General features: G+C 33.9%; 7 protein-coding genes. 3 read left to right on the forward strand and 4 right to left on the reverse strand.

Annotated elements, in window-relative coordinates; translation table 11 throughout:
* Window positions 1-58: 58 nt before the first annotated feature.
* Both PSA_RS08475 and PSA_RS08480 read right to left on the reverse strand, forming a co-directional pair.
* The gene (locus PSA_RS08475) at window positions 59-1,222 is read right to left on the reverse strand and encodes a hypothetical protein (protein WP_042153087.1); all 1,164 of its coding nucleotides are present in this window, start codon (window positions 1,220-1,222) and stop codon (window positions 59-61) included.
* A gap of 57 nt (window positions 1,223-1,279) precedes the next feature.
* Entirely contained in the window at window positions 1,280-2,560 is a 1,281-nt protein-coding gene (locus PSA_RS08480; protein ID WP_052380273.1) for an HNH endonuclease, read from the reverse strand.
* A gap of 354 nt (window positions 2,561-2,914) precedes the next feature.
* Between PSA_RS08480 and PSA_RS08485 the strand changes: the two genes are divergently transcribed.
* From PSA_RS08485 to PSA_RS08495, 3 genes are all read left to right on the forward strand, one after another.
* On the forward strand, window positions 2,915-5,092 hold the full coding sequence (locus tag PSA_RS08485; RefSeq protein WP_042153084.1) for a hypothetical protein: 2,178 nt from the start codon (window positions 2,915-2,917) through the stop codon (window positions 5,090-5,092).
* A 125-nt stretch (window positions 5,093-5,217) separates the two neighbouring features.
* Entirely contained in the window at window positions 5,218-6,177 is a 960-nt protein-coding gene (locus PSA_RS08490; RefSeq protein ID WP_042153081.1) for a viperin family antiviral radical SAM protein, read from the forward strand.
* Complete coding sequence (locus tag PSA_RS08495; RefSeq protein WP_052380272.1) at window positions 6,174-6,464, forward strand: hypothetical protein; 291 nt, start codon at window positions 6,174-6,176, stop codon at window positions 6,462-6,464. Before PSA_RS08490 ends, PSA_RS08495 begins: the two co-directional genes overlap by 4 nt.
* A 588-nt stretch (window positions 6,465-7,052) precedes the next feature.
* Here the strand turns inward: PSA_RS08495 and PSA_RS24485 are convergent.
* Window positions 7,053-8,236, reverse strand: a protein-coding gene (locus PSA_RS24485) for an IS3 family transposase (protein WP_371257771.1) whose coding sequence is annotated in 2 segments (ribosomal slippage) — window positions 7,053-7,978 and window positions 7,978-8,236 — 1,185 coding nt in all. Because the reading frame shifts where the segments join, the coding sequence is not laid out codon by codon here.
* A 164-nt stretch (window positions 8,237-8,400) separates the two neighbouring features.
* The gene (locus PSA_RS08510) at window positions 8,401-9,138 is read right to left on the reverse strand and encodes a hypothetical protein (RefSeq protein WP_042153429.1); all 738 of its coding nucleotides are present in this window, start codon (window positions 9,136-9,138) and stop codon (window positions 8,401-8,403) included.
* Between the last annotated feature and the right edge of the window lie 636 nt (window positions 9,139-9,774).

Here is a 9,774-nt window from a genome sequence, read left to right on the forward strand (position 1 = left end):
AGACGCCCAATTGAAAATCAACCGGAACACTAGCTCAAAACAAAAGGCCCTGCTCAAGCTACGGAGGGTAGTATAGTTGTTCATTGATTTCAATAGGTTTTTTTATGTTACTTAAAGAATTAAGCTCAATAACACCTTGTTGTGTTATTGAGACTTGCTCTTTATTCTTTTCCAACATTTTAAGTTTTACACACAAGTTAATATAATGTGCCAGATCTAGAGAGTTGAGACCTTCAACCTTTCTTAAGGAGCGTAAACTCATAGGTGAGGCTGATGATAAGGTTCTGAGTATCAATCCTATGATATTTGATACTGTTCTTTTAACTTTAATGTGTGAAGCTTGATATTTAAATTTTTCATCTACAGCTCTTCCTGAAAACAAAGCACACCAAGATTTACTTAAGCCAGTTATTTTACTATTTTTTGGAAAATACTGTTTTATGTCTTTATAAAAGATAGTTGGCAAATTATTAGGAGCTGAATGCTCAAATACTACTCTAACAGCAGTATCTTGAAAGCCAATAGGCTTTCTTTCTTCGCGGAAAGAATAATCTTTACAAAGTTTTAAATATGACTCAGATAATGGTAGCTTGTGAAATGTAGGACACTTATTAATAGCAGTTAGATTTATGCTTGCATGTTTTTCTTCAGCCCATCGGTTAATAGATGCCTCACCAGTTTCTGATGCCATAAACGCCACAATATGAACTTTTATTTTATCCTGAGATATTAAATTTTTTATTTTTTCATTTCGATATATAGCGTCTAGAAAGTCACATACACGTTTGCCTGACCCAATCAGATCGTCAACTAAAATCAATGCTTTAGCTTTTCTATGAATTAATTCATTTAAACTAGGTGCCTTACCATTTTTTCTTATTATTTTTTTTACGTTATACCTAGATAATTGAGTTATTAAATTTGATACATAAGCTTCACTACCTAGATATTCTTCTGATGATTGTGTTAATGGTGCTATATCATTATCTTGTGGAAAGTAGCTTTCAGTCTTATCTTTTAGTTCACGGACTGGGATAATCCCTACTCCGGAGTAAGGGGTCATTTTATCTTTAGTCATTAGACTAATTTCTCTAAACACATGACTCGTTTCATAGTACATTAGCTCATCAACTAGCTGCCTTGCTAAGGCTCTATCCTTTGGAAGAAACTGTTTAATCCAAGGTTGAACTACTGGTAAATTAGATAATTTATTAATACCCAAAAACTACTCCTTATTAACTACCCAAGCATTTAATTCTATTGAAATTATTATCACAAATTATAGTTTACCTTGAAAGATATTTTCCTGATGATACTTAAGGTAGTTGGCTATTTCAGGGGTTATCTTCCTTAATGCCATCTTATTATTTATGTTGAGTGTGCCTAAATCTTCATTAGACAATAAAAGGGATATCAGAATGGCTCCACGACTATTAAAGCTAATAAAGCCACCGTCAAATAATGAATCTAGATTTGGTGATAATAATAACCCATTATTAGGATCTACTTTCTCTTGTGGGGTAGAATCTTTCCAGGGCTTTATATGTGAAGCCTTTAACACTGAAAATAACAGACATCCTGTAACTGAGCATCCCTCCCAATATATATGCAAGTTTTTTCTGAATAAGCTTTGACCAATTCTAGCTTTAGTAATAACTTCTCTTTCTTCACCTACTTGTTGTTCATTACTTTCATGTAAGACAATTGATTTTAAATTATAAGTATTAAAGAATCTTAGTGCGGCCTGAGAGGTTCCATTATTTGAACAGGGTAGAAACATATCTTGTTTAAAATTGGCTGTATCACTTACAGTATGAAAAAGTTGGTCATTTGTTCCGGAGCACGAACACGGCGATTTGTTTCCAATGGCATGGTCTTTGGGGATTATGCTACCGTCAGCAATTTTTAACTCAGGATGTGCTTTCGCTACTTTTTCTAATACTGCCTTTATTTCTTTAACTGTTAATGGGCAACCAACCAATTTTGATTCAAATTTTCTTAGTATTACATTAGAAAATACAATGTCGAACTTATCGTGATTGGTAAGCTTTAAGCTGTTGATTCTCGAAAATTCAACTTCTGACACTCTTAAATTTAATTCATTAACTTTCCAACCGGCTTTTATCCAAATTTGTGCCCATGGATGTGAACCATTGGACTTAGAGTTAGCCCACCATGCGACATACTTACGTGCACTTGCAGGTAAAGTATTACCCAGTATCATCTCAATATCTTGGAATGAAAGTGTTACAGAATTTCCTGTTAATTGATTAAAATAATCTGCTAGTAATGAATATTTACTAGAACTATTTTCTCTTCGATCGAGAACAATATAACCCCTTTTTTTAAGATAATCTTTTGCCATTACAGCAGTGAAATTATCAAATGTATTACCAAATGCATATTTTGATGCTAGAAATATGACATATTTTGGGGGGTAAGGCTTGTTGTTATGTAAATAATCATAATGAATTGATTCTCTATTTTTAGGGATTTCACTATTCTCAATTTCTTGTATTGCACTTTCAATGTGATTAAATTCTATTCCATTAGGAATCATATTTTTTACTCTTTATATATTCAATTATTTATAATTTTTTTCATGATATTAGTTTGATGTTCTACTGTTAATTCTTAGTGTGATGGTTAAGTGAAACTGACTACGGATTTGTATCCAAACCAGCATGAATCTTGTCAGTTTAATTCGTTTATTACAATCAAAAGTCCAAACATCTTGTTGACATCATTGAATATTATCCTTAAGCTAAAATAAGACTATCGCAGTCGGCTACTGAGCATGTTTGCTCTACTTTACTTTTCCGCTCCCCTCTATTGTACGGGAGGTTTCAACTGCAACCGGATATAGATCCGGATTCTTTTTGTGAAACCTAATTCTCAGTTTATGGAGAAAACTATGTGCAGGATTGATGCGCCTTTTGGCAATATCACCTTTGATGAAAAAAACGACCCCAAAGAACGTTTTGTACAAGCTCTAGATGAGTTTGAAGTACAAGGTAACTTACGAACATTACTAATTAAACACTTTTCTGATAATTGGCAGAATGTATTCAGAGGCGTTTCTGAGCTTGAAGAGGCTTTCAGAAATACTAAGCAGCATGACTCTGAATCTGAGAAATGTATTGCTTTCTTACTATCTAAAAAGTCGACATTAGAACATTGTTATATTTGTTATTTAAGTGGAACACCATTTCTTGAAAATGAGTTACTTGATTTTATAGATGATGTAAAAAAGACTTATTTCCATGACTCTCCATTCGAGTTTTATAACAACGGAATGGATAAAGTTACAGGTAATTATTCTTTATTTGTCTCATGGTTATATGGTAAAGATTTTTGTTTTTCAAAAGAGTTCTTTAACGATAAAAAATTAGCTCTGTTAGGTTTTCGTGAAAGGGCCTACGTTTTCTGGGATTACTTTCACTCTATTGCCTATCAATTTAGAAGTTTAGATGAAACTAGATTATTAAAAGAATTTATATCAATAGCTTCTTTAAATTTTACCTATGGCCCCGCAACTAAAGACTCATTAGATATAATGCGAGGTTTGGACTTCCTTAAAGCATGGATAAAGTTTGATTCGCAGGCTGGTAGGTTTTCCTATAATTGGATTGACTTTGCATATGACGGCAATTCACCCTGGGAAAGAATTGAAAGATTAAAATGTGACGAACAATCTGATTGTGAAGAAACCTCTAAATTGTTAAAAAGATGGTTAGAAGACACAAAATTAGAGTTTAAAAAACTTATATACTTAAGCGCCAATCTAAACCTTGCTTCTGATGAAGTTAAGGAGCAGTGGGCTAGTGGTTTAGATAGTTATTTTACTTCTTACACTCATACATATATCTATAGTGACTATGATTATAGTCAGCTAACAAATGATGATTTAAACATACGCCTAAGTAATGCTCATCACAAACTTTGTTCAGAATTAACTTCCTTACAGGTATCAACATGGATTAAATATTCAGTTGATTATGATTTTCAGCGAGTCATTGACTCAAAGAAAACTAGACCAGATTTGCTGAATAGTGCTGAAAAATGGGTTTGTAAAGAATACTTTGTTGCTTGGAAAAAAATGTTCTTAGAAAGCCTTAATGATTTGGTAATTGAAAATCAGTTATGTATTTTATCTTCTTGTTCACCTTTTAAACGAGGTCAATCTGAGGTTTTTTATTCTGAGTTTTCTATATGGTGGAATGAACTTTTTACTGACTTAATTGACTCCCGTGACTTTCCAAAAAGCTTGATTCCTAATTGGACAGTTGTCGCTGTTGATCGTTTTAAACATGAAGATGTGCTTCCTTATATTGATAAAAGTATTGGGGTATTACGTGGTGAGTTGGTTAAAGAAGAATGTGATGAAAAAATAAAAACATACCATCAAAAACTTGAGAGGTTACTTAACGCTCTTGACCAATCATCGTCTAAAAAAGCGTTACGCCATAGATTATTGTTGATGCGCTCATCTAAAGCCCCATTTTCTGATGAATCCATCTCAAAGCTAGGAAGTCCATTTGAGCGTGAAAACTTTTACAAATGGTACGATTCGCTTAAGCAACTTTCTGATACACATTATGCTTACCAAACGAATGGTAATAGAGAAGTAACGCAAGATAACTATAAACAAGTTCAGAATGATTTTTATGTGAACTTTTCTCAAGAATTAGCTGAATTTTGTCTCAGTCGCTTGCGCCTTCGTAAAGGTGAAAAAGCAAAAGAAGGCAAATATGATTCTAGCCAAGTAGTAGAGCAATCCTCAATTTGGAGACAAGGTTATTTAAAAGCCTTAACTGAGTTAGGTTTTGATCTAAATGGCAAGGTTCATAAAACAGTGAACTTCACTAAAAATTCAGACCCAAATGAAGATGTTCGATCTATCGCAAGTGAATGCTACAAGGCAGTTCGTCGCCATGCTAAGCAAAACCCGTCAGTTCAAGATTTAAAACGGGGCATTATTGCTGCCGAGTGGTGGCTTTTATTATGTCAACGTCGAGAGTTACTAGGTCCAGAATCTGTTGATCATGAAGCAGCGCTCAAAACAAGGCGCAAATTAATGCGCAATCCCTAAACGACCCAAAATTTAAATAATCCAATCTTGGTGTACTGGAGCCCGATGCTCCTCCTCCGACGATCGTCGTCCGCCATGTTGAAACTTTACGGTCTGCACTTGCAGACCAGTCAAGGAGTATACGTATGTCTATACAAAACAACTACGTCGAAAATTCGACTTCTTCACTCATCAATAAATCAGATGAGCTAGTAATAAATTGGCACATAACTGAAGCATGCAACTATAGCTGTGCTTACTGCTTTGCTAAGTGGGGAAAGCCAAATGAATTGCATCGTTCACTTGAGGCTATTGAAAAGCTTTTAGATAACTTAGCGGACTACTTCATTAGAGGTAGTTCACCACTGAAGCAAAAGCTGGGCTATAAAAGTGTCCGTCTTAATATTGCTGGCGGTGAGCCAATGATGTTGGGCAGTACCTTTTCAATAGTTTTGATGTTAGCGAAACAGAAAGGTTTTAAAACCTCAATTATAACTAACGGCCACTACCTGCTAAATAGTAAATTTGACCTTCCTAATAATGTATTGGATATGGTTGGGATTAGTTTTGATAGTCAAAACTATGGTGTTAGATGTCAAATAGGGAGAGTTGATAGAAAAGGGAACTCATTAAGTTCTGATGATTTGATTTTTGCATTAGCAAAGTTATCAAATACACAGAAAGGTATTAAAACAAAAATTAATACTGTCGTGAATAAGCTTAATTGGCAGGAGGATTTTTCTAGTTTAATATCAGAAATAAATCCTTATAAATGGAAAGCATTACAGGTCATGCCATATGGTGAAGACAACCTCCTTATTTCCAATGAACAATTTAATAATTTCGTTGATAAGCATAGTAATGCAGGATTACCAATCTTTGCTGAATCTAATTTCGCTATGACTGAATCATATTTAATGATTGATCCTAAAGGGTGTTTTTATCAAAACTCGTCAGGTGGCTCTGGTTATCAATACAGTGAGAGTATAAATAAAGTAGGTGCAGCAAAAGCATTAAAGCAAATTAGTTTTAACGAAGCAGTCTTTATTGCTCGTTACCTTCCTATTGAACCTGTTGTGTTTATTGGTGAAGGAGCTATGTTATGAAGAGTGAAACATGCTTTGAACAAATGCTAGAGCAATACAGTGACTTTTCACAATATGAGTTGAATAAATATGACTTAGGGAAGCTTGCTTCTCAATCAGAATATGTCCAGAGAAAAATATGTGAAAGCTGCACAGCGGGAGATGGAACGCCTAAACATACTTATGACACTAAACATGAAGCTGATACCCAAGCTGATATTATCTTTGAGGAGGATGGAACTTACTTGAGAGTTTACAGGTGTGATAATGGTGGATGGCATTTAACGAAAAACACTTTTAAATTTTAATATCTGTTGGGAAAGATACTATTTAGGTCAATTTAGGTGTATTTTGCCACATAAAACCGGCTAGATATAATGGTAAACATATGATTGTTATTACTGTTTTATATGCTTGGTTCGGTTTCCATCTTTAAGTGCTTATATCTACGTATTTACTATGCTTTAAATGGTCGAAGTTTCCAACTTTAATTGTTTTTACGTTTTTTGTAAGTTATTGAATATATAGGTGGTAAATGAGTTAATTGTTTCCAACTATAAATGTTGCGATCAGTTGTGCCTGAATATTTAAAATTCAGACAATGTATTAAAAAATAGACAAACTGCGGTTTGTCTATTTTTTTGCTTGAAGAAATACATTTATTTTTAACTGATGTCGATATTGAAATGTAGATGACTCTTCAGCTCAAAATTAATTGACTCGAAAAAGTTATAATTTAATTGATATTGAATTCACAACTACCATTCAAACCTTTCATTTCTATCAATGTCATGCTCTACTTCTCTTTCGTATTCACTAGCAATATATGCTTCCCATTGAACTTTTTTAGCAATACCCCATGCTGATATTTCTTCGTTAGTTGAATCTTGTAGTGGTCAACTAAATTTGGCCACAGTTTTAGAATTTAACCAGAACCTTCGCTCTGATTCATTTGGACTTAAGCCTGCATTATAGTGATGAGGCCTGATCTCGCTGTAATAACCTATTACGTAATCAGTAATTGCACCTTTGGCTTCTTTAAAATCGATGTAACCCTTTTTCGGCATCCATTCAGTTTTAAAGCTCCTAAAAAACCTTTCCATTGGCGCATTATCCCAACAATTTCCTCGTCGACTCATACTTTGCTTTATTTGATATTTCCATAGCCTCTGACGATACTTTAAGCTTGTGTAATGACAGCCTTGATCTGAGTGAAACATGATACCTTTAGGTTTTCCTCTGCTTTCATAAGCCATATCTACAGCGGCTATTGTTAATTCACTATCTGGAGACAAGGAGATAGCCCAACCAATTGGCTTCCTTGCAAATAAATCAATTACAACGGCTAAATATGCCCACCTGTGACCAATCCAAACATAGGTCACATCACCACACCAATACTGATTGGGTTCAATTACATCAAACTGTCTGTTTAATAAATTGGGTATTGAAATATGCTCTTTCTTTGCTTTTTTGTACTTATGATTTGGCGGTTGAGAGCTAACCAGTCCTAATTTTTTCATAAATTTAGCCGCTCGATACCGACTTAAATTAAAACCACGATAAGATGCAATATCAGAGATAGTTCTGGCACCCGCAGAGCCATTACTTTCTTTATGTATTGCTTTGATTTCAATAGATAACCTTAAATCATCAGTTGATACTGATTTATCTCTGTTAACCCAATATTTATAACTACTGCGATGTACGCCAAATACATCACATAATGTTTTAACTGGGTGACTATTGCTCTTATTGAGTTTCTCGATTATCGAGAATTGTTCAGAGAGTCCGACATCAATAGAGCTGTAGCCTTTTTTAATATATCCTTTTCTAATTCAATTCGCTGTATACGCTTTTTCAGTTCTCGAATTTCAATTTGTTCAGGCGTCATAGGTGATGCTGAAGGTGATTTTCCGCTTCGCTCAACCTTTAACTGGGCAACCCATTTACTCACAGTTGATTTACCCACATTCATAGCTTTTGCTGCTTCTTCTTGAGTGTAGCCTTGGTCAATTACTAACTGAGCTGTTTCAAGTTTGATCGCTGCAGAATATGTTACACGGTTTTTCTTTGTCATATGTCACCTAAATTGGTTATGAAATAATCATAACATTTCTTATTAGGTGGCCAAAACTACTGTACCACTACACTCATGAGAGCAAATAAGAGACGAACATGTGAGAAACAATATATTGATTCAATTCTCAATACCATACATTCGTCTTAACTCGGAATCTAAGCTTAGACAGCCCCTTTTAATAATATTGGATTTTCCACTTTAAGCTTTGCCGCATACGAAGAGGTTAATACATGAAACCTTTCCATCAAACCCTTCATTATTTTCGATTGTTCACGGGCTTGTTTTTTCCAATTTTCTTTTGCAACCTTGTCAGAGCAATCTATTTGATTTTCAACACTTATTAAGAAGTCTTTTAGTGGTAATTCTAAATTTTCTAAACTTTCAATAAGGTCTGGAAAGTAGAAAAGTGAAATAGATTTAGCATTTTGAAGATTGGCTGATATTTCAAGAAAACTCTCTCTTAGCGCTTTTCCATCTTCCTCCGTAACAGCTAAATACCTGTTATGCTCTGATGCCCAGTTGCATGCAAAAATCACAGAGTTCATTACTTCTAGAAGCTTTTCTCTTTTCTCGTTAATAAAGTCATGACTGTAATTCCTATTTGCTTTTTCTTCTTCCAATTTTCTATTTTCTTCAATAGTTTTAGTTAGCATTTTACCTTGTGAGCGTATTGTGAAAATTGATACGATCTGTGCTGAGATAAAAACGATAATAGCAGCTATAACTGCTCCCCAAAACTTTGAATCATCGGTTAAATTGAACCATTTGTCTTTTTCATCGGGGCCTTCAACCACTGGTTGAATAACCCCTGTTTTTTCACCTACTGTAGAGGTGGATGAAATCGCATCTATTGGTAAAACAATAATTAATAAAATAAAAACTATGAAAATATTTTTCAAATCAGAACCCCTTCGTTCTATCTAACTTAACAATTTTATAAAGGAAAATATGATATTAACTGGTATTAATTGTCTCTTCTAATTTTTGTTTGGTTTTAAAATCCTTATTCTCAACAGAGAAGGTTTTATACTGCGAACTTCTATGGCTTCACTAGGGCGTTTGTAATTGATAACAAATTGATCTTCCCCCGATTTTGTAGATTACTTCTTCTACACTGGAAATTAATCATTAATGGAGTTTTTCTCATTTCTACGAAATGAGGTATACCGACGCTTGTGCGTCGAATTAACCAGCTTGTAATGATAAATGGTAATTGGCTGCTCTTTGAGATTTAATCATTGCTTTTCTAAGTTATTGTAAGAGTAAAATTAAAAAAATAGTCTATATGACTTCAAGTTAGTAGCTCTAGTTAGGGGTATCTAAACATGAATACTAAGAACTGAATAAATTATAACTCCACGTCTATTAGATGTAGTTTGTGTACATTTTTATGTTGATAAATTTAAGCAAGTATTTCTAATCAATCAATTACTCCATTTAAGTGAAATGTAATTGGCCTTGTCATTTATGACCTGTTTAGTTGTATTATTTAATTCAACTAAACAGGTTTCTAATTTAAATATATCTTTATAGTT

Source organism: Pseudoalteromonas sp. '520P1 No. 423' (assembly GCF_001269985.1).
GTDB lineage: Bacteria > Pseudomonadota > Gammaproteobacteria > Enterobacterales > Alteromonadaceae > Pseudoalteromonas.

What these genes read in the sequence shown, in the direction of transcription:
- PSA_RS08480 (WP_052380273.1), bottom strand. Translation starts at nt 2,560, where the DNA reads ATGATTCCTAATGGAATAGAATTTAATCACATTGAAAGTGCAATACAA.
- PSA_RS08485 (WP_042153084.1), top strand. Translation starts at nt 2,915, where the DNA reads ATGTGCAGGATTGATGCGCCTTTTGGCAATATCACCTTTGATGAAAAA.
- PSA_RS08490 (WP_042153081.1), top strand. Translation starts at nt 5,218, where the DNA reads ATGTCTATACAAAACAACTACGTCGAAAATTCGACTTCTTCACTCATC.
- PSA_RS08495 (WP_052380272.1), top strand. Translation starts at nt 6,174, where the DNA reads ATGAAGAGTGAAACATGCTTTGAACAAATGCTAGAGCAATACAGTGAC.